General features: G+C 63.3%; 18 protein-coding genes and 1 riboswitch. Of the genes, 8 read left to right on the forward strand and 10 right to left on the reverse strand.

What is annotated here, in order from left to right; translation table 11 throughout:
- The first annotated feature begins 32 nt into the window (after positions 1–32).
- Positions 33–602 (forward strand): F0F1 ATP synthase subunit B family protein, encoded by a 570-nt coding sequence (locus FCS99_RS08695; RefSeq protein ID WP_138511684.1) that lies wholly within the window; start codon positions 33–35, stop codon positions 600–602.
- A 2-nt stretch (positions 603–604) separates the two neighbouring features.
- Entirely contained in the window at positions 605–1,165 is a 561-nt protein-coding gene (locus FCS99_RS08700) for a F0F1 ATP synthase subunit B family protein (protein WP_138511685.1), read from the forward strand.
- An 87-nt stretch (positions 1,166–1,252) separates the two neighbouring features.
- On the opposite strand, the gene FCS99_RS08705 is transcribed toward FCS99_RS08700, so the two are convergent.
- A complete protein-coding gene (locus FCS99_RS08705) occupies positions 1,253–1,756 on the reverse strand; it encodes a Dps family protein (protein WP_138511686.1) in 504 nt (167 codons plus the stop codon).
- 202 nt (positions 1,757–1,958) lie between these two features.
- Between FCS99_RS08705 and gdhA the strand changes: the two genes are divergently transcribed.
- Together gdhA and FCS99_RS16115 are read left to right on the forward strand one after the other, a co-directional pair.
- Positions 1,959–3,302 carry an NADP-specific glutamate dehydrogenase gene (gene gdhA / locus FCS99_RS08710; RefSeq protein WP_138511687.1) on the forward strand — a complete coding sequence of 448 codons (1,344 nt, stop codon included), beginning with the start codon at positions 1,959–1,961 and terminating at the stop codon, positions 3,300–3,302.
- Between the two features lie 24 nt (positions 3,303–3,326).
- Positions 3,327–3,476: a hypothetical protein gene (locus FCS99_RS16115; RefSeq protein ID WP_171036303.1), complete on the forward strand. Its 150-nt coding sequence runs from the start codon at positions 3,327–3,329 to the stop codon at positions 3,474–3,476.
- 11 nt (positions 3,477–3,487) lie between these two features.
- Here the strand turns inward: FCS99_RS16115 and FCS99_RS08715 are convergent, their stop codons facing one another.
- The 8 genes from FCS99_RS08715 to FCS99_RS08750 form a co-directional block, all read right to left on the reverse strand.
- Complete coding sequence (locus tag FCS99_RS08715) at positions 3,488–3,784, reverse strand: hypothetical protein (protein ID WP_138511688.1); 297 nt, start codon at positions 3,782–3,784, stop codon at positions 3,488–3,490.
- 1,092 nt (positions 3,785–4,876) lie between these two features.
- Positions 4,877–6,451: an aminomethyl-transferring glycine dehydrogenase subunit GcvPB gene (gcvPB, locus tag FCS99_RS08720; RefSeq protein ID WP_138511689.1), complete on the reverse strand. Its 1,575-nt coding sequence runs from the start codon at positions 6,449–6,451 to the stop codon at positions 4,877–4,879.
- 1 nt (position 6,452) lies between these two features.
- A complete protein-coding gene (gcvPA, locus tag FCS99_RS08725) occupies positions 6,453–7,796 on the reverse strand; it encodes an aminomethyl-transferring glycine dehydrogenase subunit GcvPA (protein WP_138511690.1) in 1,344 nt (447 codons plus the stop codon).
- Positions 7,797–7,807: 11 nt separating this feature from the next.
- Complete coding sequence (gene gcvH / locus FCS99_RS08730; RefSeq protein ID WP_138511691.1) at positions 7,808–8,173, reverse strand: glycine cleavage system protein GcvH; 366 nt, start codon at positions 8,171–8,173, stop codon at positions 7,808–7,810.
- Positions 8,174–8,200: 27 nt separating this feature from the next.
- Positions 8,201–9,298: a glycine cleavage system aminomethyltransferase GcvT gene (gene gcvT / locus FCS99_RS08735; RefSeq protein ID WP_138511692.1), complete on the reverse strand. Its 1,098-nt coding sequence runs from the start codon at positions 9,296–9,298 to the stop codon at positions 8,201–8,203.
- Positions 9,299–9,475: 177 nt separating this feature from the next.
- Positions 9,476–9,566, reverse strand: a riboswitch (glycine riboswitch).
- A gap of 85 nt (positions 9,567–9,651) precedes the next feature.
- The gene (locus FCS99_RS08740; RefSeq protein WP_138511693.1) at positions 9,652–10,044 is read right to left on the reverse strand and encodes a hypothetical protein; all 393 of its coding nucleotides are present in this window, start codon (positions 10,042–10,044) and stop codon (positions 9,652–9,654) included.
- A gap of 76 nt (positions 10,045–10,120) precedes the next feature.
- A complete protein-coding gene (argS, locus tag FCS99_RS08745; RefSeq protein ID WP_138511694.1) occupies positions 10,121–11,887 on the reverse strand; it encodes an arginine--tRNA ligase in 1,767 nt (588 codons plus the stop codon).
- 4 nt (positions 11,888–11,891) lie between these two features.
- On the reverse strand, positions 11,892–12,467 hold the full coding sequence (locus FCS99_RS08750) for a hypothetical protein (RefSeq protein ID WP_138511695.1): 576 nt from the start codon (positions 12,465–12,467) through the stop codon (positions 11,892–11,894).
- A 122-nt stretch (positions 12,468–12,589) separates the two neighbouring features.
- On the opposite strand from FCS99_RS08750, the gene ispH reads away from it, so the two are divergent.
- Genes ispH through rnhA form a run of 4 tightly spaced genes read left to right on the forward strand, consistent with a single transcriptional unit; the run spans position 12,590 to position 14,813 of the window.
- Positions 12,590–13,537 carry a 4-hydroxy-3-methylbut-2-enyl diphosphate reductase gene (gene ispH / locus FCS99_RS08755; RefSeq protein WP_138511696.1) on the forward strand — a complete coding sequence of 316 codons (948 nt, stop codon included), beginning with the start codon at positions 12,590–12,592 and terminating at the stop codon, positions 13,535–13,537.
- 39 nt (positions 13,538–13,576) lie between these two features.
- Complete coding sequence (locus tag FCS99_RS08760) at positions 13,577–14,008, forward strand: DUF1801 domain-containing protein (RefSeq protein WP_138511697.1); 432 nt, start codon at positions 13,577–13,579, stop codon at positions 14,006–14,008.
- Positions 14,008–14,379 carry a nuclear transport factor 2 family protein gene (locus FCS99_RS08765; RefSeq protein ID WP_138511698.1) on the forward strand — a complete coding sequence of 124 codons (372 nt, stop codon included), beginning with the start codon at positions 14,008–14,010 and terminating at the stop codon, positions 14,377–14,379. The genes FCS99_RS08760 and FCS99_RS08765 overlap by 1 nt, the downstream gene beginning before the upstream one ends.
- Positions 14,376–14,813 (forward strand): ribonuclease HI, encoded by a 438-nt coding sequence (rnhA, locus tag FCS99_RS08770; protein ID WP_138511699.1) that lies wholly within the window; start codon positions 14,376–14,378, stop codon positions 14,811–14,813. The genes FCS99_RS08765 and rnhA overlap by 4 nt, the downstream gene beginning before the upstream one ends.
- Here the strand turns inward: rnhA and FCS99_RS08775 are convergent.
- Positions 14,810–18,172: a PAS domain-containing protein gene (locus FCS99_RS08775; protein WP_138511700.1), complete on the reverse strand. Its 3,363-nt coding sequence runs from the start codon at positions 18,170–18,172 to the stop codon at positions 14,810–14,812. The two genes, rnhA and FCS99_RS08775, sit on opposite strands and share 4 nt — an antisense overlap.
- Positions 18,173–18,271 lie beyond the last annotated feature (99 nt).

Below are 18,271 nucleotides of genomic sequence, written 5' to 3' on the forward strand. Positions count from 1 at the left end.
TGCTCCACCTTATCCAAGGGAGCTAGCGTCCCATGACGCACGCACCGCATTCGCAAGTCGCACAGCACGCGGCAGATGCCGCAGAACACGCCCCGGCTGAGGGCCTGTTCCCGCCGTTCGACCCGACCTATTTTGCGTCCCAGCTCTTCTGGCTGGCGATCTTCTTCGTGATTCTCTACGTCGCGCTGGATCGCTTCATTCTGCCGAAGATCAAGACGACGATTGAAGACCGTCGCGATCGCATCGCCGACGATCTCGATGCTGCCGCCAATGCCAAGGCTGATGCCGAGGCGGCTGGCGAAGCGTATGAGAAGTCCCTCGCCGAGGCCCGGTCCAAGGCCCACGTCATCGCCGCGGATACCCGCAAGGCGCTGGACGCGGAAATTGCCAAGGAAACGGCTGAAGTGGAAGCCGAGCTGTCCGCCAAGCAGGAAGCCGCCGAAGCGGCCATCCGCAAGGCCAAGGACAAGGCATTCGCCGAAGTCCGCGGCATTGCGACCACGGCGACCGCTGCGGCTGTTGAAGCCCTGGCCGGCGTGGACGTGTCCGAAGCCGATGCCGGCAAGACCGTTGACGGTCTGCTCAAGGCGAAGGAGGCCTGATCATGATCCTTCTTGCTGAAGAAGCTGGCCAAGGCGGCCACGGCCCGGCCCTGTTCTCGGCCGAGTGGTTCGCCGCCCAGCCGACCGATCCGACCTTCTATGCCTTCCTGGCCTTCATCGCCTTCTTCCTGATCCTGGGCTATTTCGGCGTTCACAAGACGATCGCCAAAACGCTCGATGATCGGGCTGACGCGATCAAGTCGGAGCTGGAAGAAGCCAAGCGCCTGCGCGAGGAAGCCCAGGAAATGCTGGCCTCCTACCAGCGCAAGCAGCGTGAAGCCGAAGCCGAGGCTGACGCCATCGTCGCCCAGGCCAAGACCGAAGCGAAGGCCCTGAAGGCCGAAGCGCGCAAGGACATGGCCGAGCGTCTGGAACGCCGGACCGCCATGGCCGAACAGCGGATCGCCCAGGCCGAAGCCCAGGCCGCGGCCGAGGTGAAAGCCGCTGCCGCCGATCTGGCCGCCCGTGCTGCCGAGGAAATCCTCAAGACGCAGCTGAAGAAGACGGATCTGAACAAGATCGTCGATGCGGACATCAAGCTGGTCGGCGAGAAGCTGAACTAGTCTGACCGGACATCCGAATGCGAAAAGGCCCGCAGCGCTTGCTGCGGGCCTTTTTCATGCCTGCCCAGTCAAGCGGACAGAAATGCGTTACTTGAGGGCGATCGCGTTGAGCATCCACGCCGCTTCCTCATGCACGCCGATACGGGCGGTCAACAGGTCGGCAGAATAGACATCACCGGCACTATCGGCCCGGGCCACGATATCCCGCATCTGGTCGGCGACGGCGAGGTGGTCTCGGGCCAATTGCTTGACCATGCCTTCCACATCCGGGAAGTCGTTCACATCTTCCACGACACTGTCGCGCAGATAACCATCCAGCCCCATGGGAGCCGGTTCGCCCAGGGCGCGGATGCGTTCTGCCAGATCATCCACGGCTTCGGCGAGGTCCTGGTATTGGTCATCGGTCAGCTTGTGCACGCTGTAGAACAAGGGACCGGTGACGTTCCAGTGGAAGCCATGGGTCTTGTGATACAGCACGTAGGTGCTGGCGAGCGCCCGTCCGATGCCGGCCGCGATCTCGGCGCGCTTCTTGGCATCGACCTTGGATTCAACGGGAATGGACTCAGAGCGTGCCTTGAGAGCACTGGACATGTAATCCTCCTGTTACTCAGCTCAACCTTCCAGTTAGATTCAACAAACCGGCTTTCAACCCGCCATTTCAGTATCAAATTATTCGGCTGAATGTTTTGCTTTGGCCTTGTGAATGCCGTCGTCTTGAGAGCGCCTTGAAGAAATTCGCCAACAATACATTCATTCACTTGCCTGATCCGGACTTCCTCCTAGGTGAATAGGCATGACACAGACACCACTGGACCAAGCCGACTTTCTGGACGAGGCCCGGCGCACGCATGCGGGAGCGCCGGAATTCCTGCAAGCCCTGGAAGAGATCACCGCCGATATCTGGCCCGTGCTCGAGCAAACGCCCGAATACCGCAAAGCCCGGGTTCTGGAACGCCTGAGTGATCCGGACCGGATCATCCGTTTCCGCGTCAGCTGGATGCGCGATGATGGCAGTGTTGCCATCAATCGGGGCTGGCGCGTGCAGCACAGCAATTTGCTGGGGCCCTACAAGGGCGGACTGCGCTTCCACGCCGACGTCAGCGAATCGGAGATCCGCTTTCTGGCGCTGGAGCAGACCGTCAAGAATGCCCTCACGCCGCTCTCCCTGGGCGGCGCCAAGGGCGGATCGGATTTTGACCCGAGCGGCTGCAGCGAGGGCGAGATCATGCGGTTCTGCCAGGCCTTCATGATGCAGCTTGCCCCCTTCATCGGACCGCGCCGGGACATACCGGCCGGGGATATTAATGTCTCTTCGCGGGAGATCGGATATCTTTTCGGCGCGTACCGGGCGCAGACCCAGACATTCGAGGGGGCCCTGACCGGCAAGGATACGGGCTGGGGCGGCACCTGCCTGCGCGCCGAGGCGACCGGTTACGGACTGGTGCATTTTGCGAGCCTGATGGCCGAGGAGGCCGGCCGTTCGCTGGACGGGGCGTGTGTGGCCATCTCCGGGGCCGGCAATGTCGCCCTGCACGCCGCCGAACGCGCCTTGAAGTACGGCATGTCGGTCCGTGCCCTGTCGTCCAGCCAGGGGGCCTTGGCATGGAAGACATCCGCCAGCCAGGACGATATCGAGCGGATCAAGCAGGCCCGGAAGAACCGCAATGCGGATCTGGAATCCCTGGCGTCCGAACTGGGAGCCAGCTGGCATGGCGGCCGCAAGGCCTTCGACATCCCGGCGGACGTCGTCTTGCCCTGTGCGACCCAGAACGAGCTGGACGCAGACGACGCCGCCCAGCTGCTGGATCAGGGCTGCTGGTTGATCGCCGAGGGGTCCAACATGGCGAGCACGGCTGACGCCATGGTCCGGCTGCGTGAGACGGACAGTGTGCTCTACGCCCCGTCCAAGGCTGCCAATGCCGGTGGCGTCGCCGTCTCAGGATTTGAAATGGCAGAGAATGCCCGCTTCTCGGCGCACAATCCGGACGATCCGGACGCCGAACTCAAGCGGGTCATGGCGGATATCCATACGCTCTGCCTGGACCATGCTCCCAGCAAGGGGGACTACGCGGCCGGCGCCAATATCGCCGGCTTTCACCGAGTGGCGCGCGCCATGCTGGATCAGGGTGTCGCCTAGCCCAAACTGACAAAGGAGACTTTCATGTCGACGAAAGACAAGTCCATCGAGATCGACAAGACCGATGCCCGCCAAGCGAACAAGCTCAAATCAGTCCGGTTTGTCCTGGGCATCTCGCTGGCCGCAGCAATTGTGACGCTGGGCCTGATCTATGTGGTCTTTGCTGCCAATTAGCGCTTTAGCGACTATTCGGCCGGGTGGTCGCGCTCACCGAAGGCGCCGCGGACACGGGTCCACAGCCAGGGAAACTGGCGCAGAAAGCCGGTGATATAGCCGTGCAGCGTCTTGGACGCGGCGGCCACGAGAATTACACCGAGGAACCCCATCGGCAGACCGATCGGGATGATGGGGGTCAGCAGGGCAACCGGGACGGCCAGGACCATCAGGGCAAGGCCCACAGCAATGCAGATGCCACGGATCACGAGCACGACGACGGCGCCAAAAGCGTTGCGCTGGGCCCAACCGTTCAGGGATTCGTTCATCGCTGTGACCATCTCCAACCCCTGTCCCGAACGCAGGGCGCATCTCTCCAATTAGGATACGCATCGGGACAGACAATACTAAACGCGTAAACATGACCCCAATACGAGTGAAAAAAGTCGACAATCGGGCGAGCAGACCGAGTCTGCTGCGTCATGTTGCATCTGCGCACCGATCTGAGCGGCAAATGCGGGGTCTCCTGCTTTCGCGACGTCCGACGGGGTGCTGCATTGCAGCTGGAAACCGAACTTCCTCCTTCCCCAAGGACGCCTGAATAAAATAGGAGACCGAGGCGCGAGAGTCAGTGGGGACTCTGCAGATCAGTTTTCCTCCCCGAGCCCCGGCCCGATCCGGATTGCCCCCTCCACCCCTACCCTGCCAATCGCCAAGCCCGGGTGTGGCCGACATGGCACGCGGCAGGATGTCGCGGTCTGGCAAGCCCAATCGCGCCACGGCGTTTCCGCCTGGCGGTATGAGAGGTGTGCGGGAGACCTGACGGGTCTGTTTTTGTAGTGAGTGTGAGTGACCTGACGGGTCTCCCGCACGCGGAGATTTGATCGTCTTCCCTTGCGGGCGACGCACCGAAACCGCCTGGGTGCCAGCACGGTCGTGACCTTGTGCCGTGTGGCCCGGGCGATGGCCCTGCCGGAGCTTGGGATGTCACCCCCTCGCGCGGACAGGCTCCGCACACTTCCGGGCACAAGGGACTGAGCTCGCGCCTCTCTTCCCGGAAGTCGAGGAAAGTCTCTCACAGGTTTTCAGGGTGGGGATAAGTTTGGCTGGGTCGGCACTCCCTCTCCCTTGGGGAGAGGGTGGCGCGCATGCGCCGGGAGAGGGGGAAATCCCGGTGTTTACAGGTAATCGCGAGGACCTTGCCATCCCCCCTCATCCGCCGCTTCGCGGCACCTTCTCCCCAAGGAGAAGGAGGGGGTTGAGGCTGGCACGATCCACGCCCGCCCGAGGCGGGCGTCCTCTTCGTCCCGAAGCTCCGCTTCGGCCTTCGGCGCCTCAGTCCCCCGCAAGCGGGGGCAGAAAGCACCAAAGAAAAAGGGCGCTCCGGTTGGAGCGCCCTCTTCTGTCGGATCGGGAAAATCCTATTCCGCGGCTTCCAGGTCGTCGCTGGACGGGGTCCAGCGCAGGACGGGCTGGCGGGCGGCGCGGGTTTCGTCGAGGCGTTTGGTCGGGGCGTGGACCGGAGCCGCGAGGAAGCGGTCCTTCTCGCCGGACTTGGCCGCCAGGGCGAGCGCTTCGAGGACTTCGGTGAAGCGGTCCAGGCCGCCCTTGCTCTCCGTCTCGGTCGGCTCGATCAGCATGGCACCATGGACGACCAGCGGGAAATACATGGTCATCGGGTGATAGCCCTCATCGATCATCGCCTTGGCGAAATCGAGGGTGGAGACGCCGGTATCCTTGAGGAAGCGATCGTCGAACAAGGCTTCGTGCATGCAATAGCCGTCAAAGGCCTGGGTCATGACATGTTTGAGACGGGCCTGGATGTAGTTGGCATTCAGGACCGCATCATCAGCGACCTGTTTCAGACCATCCGAACCATGGCTCATCATGTAGGTCAGGGCGCGGGTGAACATGCCCATCTGGCCATGGAAAGCGGCCATGCGGCCAAAGGGCTCGCCCTCGGCTTCGCTCTCATGCTCGACCAGATGCCAGCTCCCCTTCTCCGTCTGCGCCACATAGGGCACCGGCGCGAAGGGCGCGAGCGCATCGGACAGGACCGTCGGGCCGGAACCCGGACCACCGCCGCCATGCGGGGTGGAGAAGGTCTTGTGCAGATTGATGTGCATGGCATCGACACCGAGATCGCCCGGACGGACCCGGCCGACAATGGCGTTGAAATTGGCGCCGTCGCAGTAGAAATAACCGCCCGCCTCATGGATCAGGTCGGCGATCTCGCGGATATCCCGCTCGAACAGGCCACAGGTGTTCGGATTGGTCAGCATGATCCCGGCGACATCATCGCCCAGCTTGGCCTTGAAAGCCTCCATGTCGACCCGGCCCGTCGCGTCAGCGGGGATCTCGTCAACGGTGAAGCCGCACTGGACGGCGGTGGCCGGATTGGTGCCGTGGGCACTTTCCGGCACCAGGACACGGCGGCGGTTGGTCTGGCCGTCGGCGTCCAGCTTGGCGCGGATCGCCATCATGCCGCAGAACTCGCCATGGGCGCCGGCTTTCGGCGACAGGGCGACGGCGGGCATGTTGGTCAGCGTCATCAGCCAATGGGCCAGCTCGCCCATCAGGGCATAGGCGCCCTGGACGGTGGAAGCCGGCTGCATCGGGTGGATATCGGCAAAGCCCGGCAGGCGCGCGATCTTCTCATTGAGACGCGGATTGTGCTTCATCGTGCACGAACCCAGCGGATAGAGCCCCAGATCGATCGCGTAATTCTTGCGGGACAGGCGCACATAATGGCGCATGGTCTCGGGCTCGGCGAGACCCGGCAGGCCGATCTGGCCCTGACGGTCGAGGCCGCCCAGACGCGTCTGGCTGTTCTTCGGTTCCGGGAGGTCGACGCCACAATGTTCCAGATTGCCCCGCTCGAAGATGAGCGGTTCGGCCTGTTCCAGGCCGCGGGATCCGGAGACGGTGTCGGCATAACCGCCGGTGGCGATATTTTCGGCCATGCGGGTGGGACGGCCTTGTGTGTTCATGCCCATCTTACAGCACTCCTGCCAGCGCCTTGGCGAAGACGGCGAGGTCTTCCGGCGTGTTGGTCTCGGTGGCGGCGACGATCAGATAATTCTCGAACTGGCCCGGGAAGAGACGGCTGGCGGGCACCCCGCCCAGCACGCCATGGCGCGCCAGATCATTGACGACCTCATCAGCATTCTTCGGCAGTTCGATGGTGAACTCGTTGAAGAAGCTGGAATTGACCAGGCGGACACCCGGCACGGTTTCCAGCAGATCGGCCAGATCGCAGGCGGTCTCGTGATTGAGACGGGCCAGCGTCTTGATCCCGGTCTCGCCGAGCAGGGTCATGTGGATGGTCCAGGCCAGCGAGCACAGACCGGAATTGGTGCAGATGTTCGAGGTCGCCTTGTCGCGACGGATATGTTGTTCGCGCGTCGACAGGGTGAGCACATAGCCGCGGCGGCCATCGGCATCGACGGTCTCGCCGGCCAGACGGCCCGGCATCTGGCGGATGAAGCGACGGTCATCCTTGCAGGCGAAGAGGCCGACATAAGGGCCCCCGAAATTCAGGCCGACGCCGATCGACTGGCCCTCGCCCACCGCGATGTCCGCGCCCATGGCACCCGGGCTCTCGACGAGGCCGAGAGAGACGCATTCGGTGAAGGCGGCAATGACCAGGGCGCCCTTCTCATGGGCGACCTTCGAGATCTCGCGCAGATCATGCAGGCGGCCGAACACGTCGGGGGTCTGCACGACGACGCAGGCGGTCTCGTCATCAATCGCGGCGATCAGTTCGGACAGGTCCGCCTTGCCCGGATCGGTGACAGCGATCTCGACGTCGGAATATTTGGCCAGCGTTTTGGAGGCTTCGACATAGTGCGGGTGCACGCCGCCGGCCATGATCGCCTTGTTCCGGCGGGTGACGCGGGCCGCCATCATGACGGCTTCGGCGCAGGCCGTGGAGCCGTCATACATGGAGGCATTCGCGACATCCATGCCGGTCAGGAGCGCGACCTGGGTCTGGAATTCGAACAGGGTCTGCAACGTGCCCTGGGAGATTTCCGGCTGGTAGGGCGTGTAGGCCGTCAGGAATTCGGACCGCTGGATCAGATGATCCACCGTCGCCGGCACATGGTGCTTGTAAGCGCCCGCCCCCACGAAGAAGGGTGCCTGGCCGGCCGAGATGTTCTGAGCGGCCAGAGCCGAGAGGCTGCGTTCAACCTGCAGCTCGCTCTGCTTGGTGGGAAGGTCGATCAGACCGTCCAGCCGTGCCGCTTCGGGCACATCGGTGAACAGCTCATCGATGGAAGCGACACCGATCGTGTCGAGCATCGCCTTCCGGTCGGTCTGTGTATGGGGGAGGTAACGCATGCGGTTCAGCCTTATGCGGTGTGTGCGTTGTAGGCGGCTTCGTCCATCAGACCGTCGAGCTGGGAGGCGTCGGACAGTTTGATCTTCACGAACCAGCCGGCGCCGGACGGGTCTTCATTGACCGTGGCGGGCTCGCCCTCGAGGCTGTCATTGATGGCGGTGATCTCGCCATCGACCGGGGCATAGACCTCGGAAGCGGCTTTCACGGATTCAACGACCGCGAACTCGTCGCCCTTGGCGAGGGTTTTGCCGACTTCGGGAAGCTCGACGAAGACGACATCGCCGAGCTGGCCGGCGGCGTAAGCGGTGATGCCGACGGTGGCGATGTCGCCCTCGACGGTGATCCATTCATGATCTTCGGTATAGCGCGTGGTCATAAGAGTACTCCTGCCCCTGTATTGGAGTTAGCCGCGATAGAAATTTGCCGGAACGAACGGCAGTTTGGTGATGGTGGCCGGCCGGGCCTTGCCCCGGACCAGAACGTCGACCTCGGTGCCCGGTTCCAGGAAGCCGCGGTCGATATAGCCCATGGCGACCGGGCCGTTCACGGTCGGGCCGAAGCCGCCGGAGGTCACGGTGCCGATGATGTTTCCGTCCTTGTCCGCGATCTCGGCACCTTCACGGGCCGGGGCGCCGGTCAGTTTCAGGCCGACCCGCTTCTGGCAGGTCTTGTCCTCGATCTGCTGCGCGATCACGGCGGCGCCCGGGAAGTCGCCCCGGTCACGGCGCGTCCGCGCCAGCGCCCAGATCAGCGAGGCTTCGACCGGCGTGCGGTTCTCATCCATGTCATGGCCATAGAGGCAAAGACCGGCTTCGAGACGCAGGCTGTCGCGCGCGCCCAGGCCGATGGCCTCCACCTCGTCCTGCGCCAGCAGGAGACGGGCGATCTGGTCGGCCTTGTCAGCCGGAATGGAAATCTCGAACCCGTCCTCGCCGGTATAGCCGGAGCGGGACATGTAAACCTCGACACCGTCCAGTTCGAACGTGCCGCATTGCATGAAGATCATCTCGCAGGCGGACGGGCAGAGGCGCGCCATCACATCCTTGGCCGCCGGCCCCTGCAGCGCCAGCAGCGCGCGGTCGTCCAGACGGACCAGCTTGCCCTTGCCGGCGGTGGCGGCTTCGATATGGGCGAAATCATTGTCCTTGGTGGCCGCATTCACGACCAGGAAAAGGTGCTCACCCCAAGGGCGCGACACCATGAGGTCGTCGCGGATACCGCCCTTTTCGTTGAGCAGGAGCGTATATTTCTGTTCGCCGGAATTGAGGGCGGAAAGATCCGCCGTGATCAGGGCTTCCAGGGCGGCTTCATCGCCTTCATAGCGGGCCTGGCCCATATGCGAGACATCGAACAGACCGGCCTTTTCACGGGTCTGCTTGTGCTCACCCATGATCCCCAGCGGGTATTGCACCGGCATGTCATAGCCGGCGAAGGGCACCATTTTGCCGCCCAGTTCGACATGAAGGGCGTGGAGCGGAGTTTTGAGAAGCGTGTCGGTCATTCATCGGGTCCTAGCGTTGGGGGCGGTCCCGCAAACCCGATCGGGTGTGCAAGCCTGGCCCCCGCTGTCCCGATAACCTGAGAGATTCCGCGACTATCCCGTATGCCGTCCGATCCACGGCAGGATGCGCTTGCTCCGTCGGTGGGACGGGCAAAACCCGTCCACTTTCCAGCGTTTATCTCTCCCGCGGTCCTTTGGCCTGAGCGTTTCCGGGGCGGTTGCGCCTTCGGCGCCGGCGTTATTTGCCGGTCTCTCCCGCGGGGAGTTTGGTCCTGCAGCCACGGAAATGAGCCCGTTTCGCAATTGCAGCGGACTCTATGATTCCGGCCCCAAGAGTCAATCTCGCAGGGCGGTTAATTTGCCGACGGCGACAGAGCGAAACAATGACCCAGAGCGCCCTGGAGCAGGCTCGCGAACTGCCCCTGAACCTCCGGCGCCATGGCTCCTGCCTCGGCGGCAGCGGTATCCCGTGCCCCTTCCCAATCCTCGATCATGGACTGATCCTGGAGCGAGCCTTGGGAACCCAGTGCAAAGACGCGATAGACCGGTTCACTGGACGTTTCCTGAAGATGGCCATCCAGGCAGGAACAGAATTCAACATAGTCGGCCGGTACTCCGCCGCCATTATAGCCAACCTGCTGGATCTGGCAGGCGTGCTGCATCCATTCCGAATACTGATCCGGATTTCCGGGAAAATCCGTGGCGGTTGCTGTCAGGGCAAGTCCGGCAATCAGGCTGGCAATCATGATCATCCCTCCCGTTCAAGAAGGGAGCATAGCCCGGTTTCGCCAAATCCGCTTCCCCTGAACCGGGGAGGTCACCCTACATCCGCTCCGGCGCTTCCATCCCGAGCAGGTGGAGGCAAAGCTCCAGCTGTTTCAGCGTGGCCTGGGCCAGGGCCAGACGCGAGGCTTTCACCACATCATCCTCAGCCGACAGGATCGGGCAGGCCGAATAGAATTTCGAGAAGGCCTGAGCCAGCGTGAAGGCGTGGTCGCAGATGGTGTTCGGCGCCCGGTTTTCGCAGGCCTGGTCCAGCGCGGCACCGAAGGCGTCCAGCGACAGGACCAGATCGCGCTCCTCGGCGGCATCGGCCTGGATCGAACCCGGCTTCACACCGGCCTCCTCGGCCCGGCGCATCAGGGATTTCACCCGGACGGCGGCGTAGAGGAGGTAAGGACCGGTCTTGCCTTCGAAACTGGTGAAACGGTCCAGATCGAAGACGTAATTCGTGGTCCGGTAATTCTGCAGATCGGCGAATTTGATCGCGGCGAGCCCCACCATGCGGGCGACCCGGTCATGTTCCTCGGCGCCGACATCGGCCGCCAGACCGGCCTCTTTCAGGCGTTCGTCGGCCCGCTGGATGGCGCTGGAGATCAGGTCAGCGAGACGGAAAGTGCCGCCATCACGCGTGCGCAGGCGCTTGCCATCCTTGCCGTTCACCGTCCCGAATTTCACATGCTCCAGCGCGCCCTCGGCAGCCAGGCCGGCCTTCTCGGCGGCGCGGAAGACCTGTTCGAAATGGTCCGACTGGGCCAGGTCGACGACATAGAGCGTCAGGTCCGGGCCGATGGTCTGCTTGCGGTCCAGAATGGTGGCCAGGTCGGTCGTGCCATAGAGCGCCGCCCCGGTCTTGGAGACCAGGATGAGCGGTGCCAGCTCCTTCTTGTCACCCTCGCGGGCGACACGCACGACCCAGGCGCCATCGCTTTCCTCGGCGACACCGCGCGCCTTGAAGTCCTCGACCAGGCCGGGGATGAGCGGATCGGCATCGCTTTCGCCCTTCCACAGGTCGAAATGCACGCCCAGCGCCCCGAAATCCTTTTTCAGGGCGGCCACGGACACGTCGATGAAATGCTTGAGCAAGGCACGATAGCCCGGGCGTCCGGCCTGAAGCTCGGCCGTCGCGGCGCGGGACCGTTCCAGACGGGCTTCATCCGACTTGGCCTTGGCCGAAGCCTGCGGGTAAAGCCGCGCGAGGTCTTCGATATCGACCGGCGGCTCGGACGGATAGCCGTCCGTGATGGCGGCGTCGAAATAGGGAAGATCCGGCTGCTCGTCTTCCAGCTCGGTGATGAGATGGCCCATTTGCAGGCCCCAATCGCCGAGATGGATATCGGAGACGACCTCATCGCCCCGGAAGCGGAAAAGCCGCTGCAGGCTGTCACCCAGAACGGAGGAGCGCAGATGGCCGACATGCATCGGCTTGGCCACGTTCGGCCCACCGAAATCGATCATCACCTTGCGCGGCGTCTCCACCACGTCCGCACCGGCCCGCTCATCGGCTGCGATCTCGGCGGCGCGTTCGGAATAGAGGTGCTCGGCCGGGCGCAGATTGATGAAGCCCGGGCCGGCGATCTCGGCCGCGCCGATTTGCGGCAGGCCGTGCAGGAACTCGACCAGCTTGCCGGCCAGCTCCCGCGGATTGGTCTTCGCCTGCTTGGCCGCCGGCATGGCGCCATTGCACTGGAAGGGAAAGACTTCCGGGTTCTGCTTGGACGGGGTGACACGGCCCAGCTCGCGCGGAAGCTCGAGGGAAGCAAACGCGTCGCCCAGCGCGGCGCTGAGCTGATCGGCAATTGAAGGCATGTGTCTAGTCCTGGCCGGCCGCCACGCGGAAGCGCTGTCCGGAACGGTTGAAGGCAATCTGTTCAGGCGTCAGCTCGAAGCCGACAATGATCTCGAAGTTCAGGCCCGACGTGGTTTCGTCAGCCCGCGGAATGGAGATCGCATCAATGGTCTCGGTCAGATAGACGCGATCCTCGCCCTCGTCGAAACGCACCGTGATCGGGAAGACTTCCTTGTGGATCACGGCCGAGTCGCGGCGGGTGACCGCCACGAAATACTCATAGGTCCGCGACTGGCCATTGGCGGCCGGTCCGCGGCCGAAACCCATGTCGAGTTCCAAATTCGCCAGGATCGGGCGTTCGCCATAATAGCTGCACAGGGAGCGCACGGCGAGAATCTCGCCGGTGAAGCCGACATTCTCGTACGCCACTTCGCCATCAATCTCGACCAGGCGGTGCGCGTCGTACAGCGACAGGGCTGACGGGCACGGTCCCGCATTCGGTTCCGGCGACTCCAGAACACTGGACACCGACTGGCAACCGGAAAGCAGACCCGCAGCGAAGGCGAGAGCGGCGAAAGAACGCACGGAACTGGAAAACATTGTGCACTACCTGTCCTGGGAACGGACCCCGCCACTGGATAGCGGCCGGGCACTTTGTTAGGACGGTCATACGATGCGTGTGCGGCTTCCGCAACGTCATCGCTGAAGGAGATTCCGCGAGCATGTCTTCGACCCGCCCCCAACTGACAATCCGGCTCGCCGCGCCACGCGGCTTCTGCGCCGGTGTGGACCGCGCCATCCAGATCGTGGAGCGGGCCCTGGAGCGTTTCGGTGCGCCGGTCTATGTGCGCCATGAAATCGTGCACAACCGCCATGTCGTGGAACGCCTGGAAGCGATGGGGGCGGTCTTCGTGGAAGAACTGGACCAGTGCCCGGATGACCGGCCGGTCGTGTTTTCCGCCCATGGCGTGCCCAAACAGGTGCCCGCCGAAGCCGAACGCCGCAACATGATCTATGTCGATGCCACCTGTCCGCTGGTGTCCAAGGTCCATGTCGAGGCCCAGCGCCACGAAGACAATGGCGATGAAATCCTTCTGATCGGCCATGCCGGCCACCCGGAAGTGATCGGCACGATGGGGCAATTGCCCGACGGCACGATGACGCTGATCGAGACGATCGATGACGCGGAAACCTTCCAGCCCAAGGATCCCGACCGCCTCGCCTTCGTGACACAGACCACCCTGTCCGTGGACGACACGTCGGCCATTGTCGATGTCCTGCAGGCGCGCTTTCCCAATATGAAAGCCCCTCACAAGGAAGACATTTGTTACGCGACCACCAATCGCCAGGCCGCCGTGAAGGCACTGGCTCCACATTGCGACATCGTCTTCGTGATCGGGGCGCCCAATTCATCCAACTCGGTCCGGCTGGTGGAGGTCGCCCTGCGCGCCGGCGCGCCGCGGGCCCAGCTGGTGTCCTGCGCGGCGGATGTCGACTGGGACTCGCTCGGCGATGTCAGCTCTGTCGGCGTCACGGCCGGTGCTTCAGCCCCGGAAGATCTCGTCCAGGGCGTGATCGAGGCCTTCGAGGCGCGGTTCGACGTCACGCAGGAAGATGTCCGGGTGACCGAGGAAGACATCGTGTTTAAGCTTCCCCGCGCCGTCGCCTGAGACCGGACTGTTCCGGGTCGGACGGCCGAGTGAGGCAGGATGGCCAAAGCGCAAAACAAGACCCAGCCGACGACGGTGTCTCCGGACGATTACATCGCCGGGATCGATCATCCCGTACGCCGTGAGGATGCCGCGGTCCTGCTGGACCTGATGCGCCGCATCACCGGCTGGGACGCGCGCATGTGGGGGCCGTCCATCGTCGGTTTCGGCCAGTATCACTACACCTATGAGAGTGGTCGCGAAGGCGATTTCATGCGCACCGGGTTTTCCGCGCGCAAGGCCAATCTCGTGGTCTACATCCTGCCCGGCTACACGGATTTCAGCGAGATACTGACCCGCCTGGGCAAGCACAAGCTGGGCAAATCCTGTCTCTACATCAACAAGCTGACCGATGTGGACTTGGCCGTGCTGGAAGAACTGATCCGAGCCGGACTGGCCGACATGGCCGAAAAATATCCCGAAGGTGCCTGATGTCCCCCTCCCCCAAATCCGTGGTCGATACCTGGGTGAAGGCCTTCAATGCCGCCGATGTGGACGCGCTCGCCGCGCTCTATCACCCCGATGCCGTCAATCATCAAACGGCCTACGCGCCGCTGGAAGGCCGCGACAATATCCGCCGCCTGTTCGAGACGGAGTTCGCCCGTGCGACCATGGTCTGCAATGTCGAGAACCTGTTCGAGGACGGGGATTGGGCGATCCTGGAATGGACCGATCCGAACGGACTGCGCGGATGTGGGTTCTTTCATGTCGTCGACGGACTGATCCGGCTACAACGCGGCTACTTTGACCGGCTGACCTTCTACAAGGCCCAGAACATCCCCTTGGACGACATTATCGCGTGACCCAGATCATCATTCATACCGACGGCGCCTGTTCGGGAAATCCCGGACCGGGCGGATGGGGCGCCATTCTGGAGTGGAATGGCCACCGCAAGGAACTCAAGGGCGGCGAGCCGGAAACCACCAATAACCGCATGGAAATGATGGCCGCGATCAAGGCGCTCGAAGCGCTGAAACGGTCGGACAAGGACATCATCCTGATCACCGACAGCGTCTATCTGCGCGACGGCATCACCAAGTGGATTCATGGCTGGAAGAAGCGCGGCTGGAAAACCGCCGACAAGAAGCCGGTCAAGAATGTCGATCTCTGGCAGCATCTGGACGAACTGGTCCGCCAGCACTCGATCGAGTGGCGCTGGGTGAAGGGCCATGCCGGCGACCCCGGCAATGAGCGGGCCGATGAACTGGCCCGCGAAGGGCTTGCCGAAGCGCGCTAGGCGCGTTTGCGCTCGTCCAGGGCCGAGTCCAGCGCCGACTGCACCGCTGCCAGATCGAGCGGCTTGGCCAGATAGCCTGTGGCCCCCATTTCCAGATAGCGTTCCCGCGCACCCGCCGTGGCATCCGCCGTCACGGCATAGATCGGCAGGTCCGCATAGGGTTTCCGGCTGTCGCGGATGACGGCGATGGCGTCTTCACCGGACATGACCGGCATCTGGATGTCCATGAAGACCGCATCGAAATGGGCCGCCTCCAGGGTGTCCAGGGCCTCCTGCCCGTTGGAGGCCATTTCAACCTCATAGCCGGCCTTGCTGACCAGCGCTGCGGCGACCATGCGATTGGTCTCGACATCGTCCACCACCAGGACACGGCCGCCCCGCGATGGTGCCGGCAGGCTGGCCGGGACGGTCTCACCCTCACCGGCCGACAGGGAATCGGTTTCCGGCAGGGGAAGCTCGAACCAGAAACAGGCACCGGAGCCCGGTTCGCTCTCGACGCCGATCCGCCCGCCGCACCGCTCCACGATCTCGCGGCAGATGGTCAGCCCCAGACCGGTTCCGCCATGCCGGCGCGTGGCGGAATTGTCCACTTGGGCAAACCGGTCGAAAACCTGCTTCTGGCGATCTTGCGGAATACCAGGCCCCGTGTCGATGACCTCGAAGCGGATCTGCTCGCCCGCGGCCGGATTCACGCGGACACGGACCGAACCGCTATCGGTGAACTTCGCCGCATTGCCGATCATGTTGATCAGGACCTGGCGTATACGCTTGCTGTCTCCGAGCACCAGGGGCGGCAGACCCCGGTCCAGCTCCAGCGCAAGCGCCAGCCCCTTGCCCTCGGCGATCGGGCGGACGACTTCGGCGGCACCACTGACCAGGTCGAACAGGTCAAACGCCTCGCTCTCGAAAACCGTCATGCCGGACTCGATCTTGGAAATGTCCAGCACGTCCTCGATCAGATCGAGCAGCGCCCGGCCGGAGGCCTGGAGCGTTTCGACATAATGGGATTGCTTGGCGTCCAGCCCGGTCATTTTCAGGATCTGCGCCATGCCCAGAACCCCGTTGAGCGGAGTGCGGATCTCATGGCTCATATTCGCCAGGAACTGGGATTTGGCGGCATTGGCCGCCTCGGCCTCGGCCCGGCGCCGGTCCAGCTCGACCTGGGTCAGCACATCCTGGGAAATATCGATATTGACGCCCGACACGACGGTCGTCCCGTCCAGCCGCTCGCGGAACACACCGTGGGAGCGCACATGCCGGATTTCACCGTCCGGACGGACAATCCGGTATTCGGACCGGTATTCCGATCGCTCCTTCAGGGCGGCCGTCACCAGATCGGCCACAGCCTCGCGATCATCGGGATGGACACCATCACGCCAGACATCGAGCGAGTCGGAGGTCTGACTTCCCTCCTGGCCGAACAGGCGCATGGAGCCCTCATCCCACCAGTGTTTGTGGGTGTCCAGATTATACTCCCACGCCCCGACACCCGAGGCATTCATGGCCACGCCCAGACGCGTGGACAGGGCCGCCATCTGCTCCTCGCGCAGCTTGCGCTCTGAAATATCTTCCAACGACCCCAAAAGCTTGTGGGGACGCCCGTGCCGGAACACCGTCTTCCCGACGGCGCGGACCCAGCTTGTACGACCGGTTCGCGTCTTGATCGGAAGCTCCAGATCCCAGGTGGTCTGACGCCCGACGGACCGCTTGATGTGGCGAAGGAGCCGGACATAGACCGACGGTTCGAAGAAGGCCGCCGCTTCCTCAGCCGTCGGCAGGAAGTCTTCGGACACGCCGAAGATACGGCGCGTGATCGCGTCCCATTCAAGCGTGTCACTGCGGAAACTGTATTCCCAGCTGCCGATCCCGCCGAGTTCGGTCACCGCCTCCAGGCGGGCCCGGACGCGCTCTTCGGCTTCGATGAGTGCCATGCGCTCGCTGATATCCTCGGCCGAACCGGCCATTCGGATTGGGACACCGTCGGCGTCATATTGCGTATGCCCGCGCACGAAGAGGTGGATGAAGTGGCCGTCCCCGTGGCGATAGCGATAGGACATCTCGAAGGGCGTGCCATTCGTCCAGGCCCGGTTGAGACCGATTTCCACCCGGTCGCGGTCATTTTCATGAACCCGGCTGAGCAGCAATTCGACACCATTCTCGGCATACTTGCCACGCGCATCGCCTTCGCTGGTCTGCGCACCCAGAATGTCCAGCAACCGGTCAGAGGTGAACAGCGTGCCGGCCGCGAGGTCGATTTCCCAGATGCCGGCGGAAACCCCGCTCAAGGCCAGTTGGAAACGGCGCTCGGACCGTGCCAGACGCTGCTGGACTTCCGACCGCGCCTGGGCAGCCCGCTGGGCATGATTGAGATCACCGATGACCTGCAAGAGAGGCGCACAGGAATCGAGCAATCGGTCGCTGAAGCCGCCCTCGCGATTGGCCAGTGACACCATGGCGACAACCTCTCCGAGGCAACGCACCGGGATGCCGGCGAAATTGTCGACGAATTCCCCGTTCGGCATGGGCCGGGCCAGCGGGTTGGTCGCGGGCGAATTGCAGAAAATACGCTGATTGTTCAAGGCCGCATATCCGGCCAAGGACCCATCGCCCCGGAATTCGAGAGACTCATCGGGATTGAAACCGTAGGACTCGTAGCTCCGTTCGGCTTCGGCATTTTCCGCAAACAGTGCGGCCCGCACCAATCGGCCCTGCTCGTCATCGCGGACCTCACCGATGAAGCCCATGCCGGCACCGGTGATGCCCAGCAAAAGCCCGAGCAGGCGATTGAACGCCGTGTCCATCAGGTCCGGGTCGGTCAGGTAGTCGCCATGCTCCCAGGCGATCTCGTCCAGGATGGCGTTCGCGGCACGGCCCTGGGCTATCGCGAAGTCGGACGCGATCCGGTCTTCCACCAGGCGAACGATCTGCTGCAGCTGGTCTTTGCTGCCTTCCTGGAGCGTCAGGGGGGCCGGGTCCATGACACACAATGTGCCGATCGGTTCACCACCGGGTTCCCGGATGGGCAGCCCGGCATAACCGCGAATATGCGGATCACCCGTGACCAGGGGACTGGATGCGAAGCGCCTGTCCTCGCGGGCATCCGCCACGCTGAACAGGCCGTCCTGCTCGAGCACATGCGGGCAGATGGCCCCGTCCCGGGGCGTTTCACGGAAGGCCAGACCGGATCGTGCCTTGAACCATTGCCGGTCTTCATCGACGAGAGAGATCGCCGCCATCGATGCGCCGGTGACCGCAGCGGCCAATTCGACCAGTGCGTCAAAGCCGGCATCGACTTCAGTATCCAGCAAATCCAAACGCCGAAGGGCGCCGATCCGTTTGTCTTCGCGAAAACTCGTCATTCGCGCTCCCGGTGACGTAGACGTCTTAGGTGTCCGTGTTTCTCGAGTGCAAGTATGCACAAATGCAATTACTTCCCTCTAAACGCGCCGGTATCATCA

It is taken from the genome of Maricaulis alexandrii (assembly GCF_005871165.1).
Taxonomy (GTDB): Bacteria; Pseudomonadota; Alphaproteobacteria; order Caulobacterales; family Maricaulaceae; genus Maricaulis; species Maricaulis alexandrii.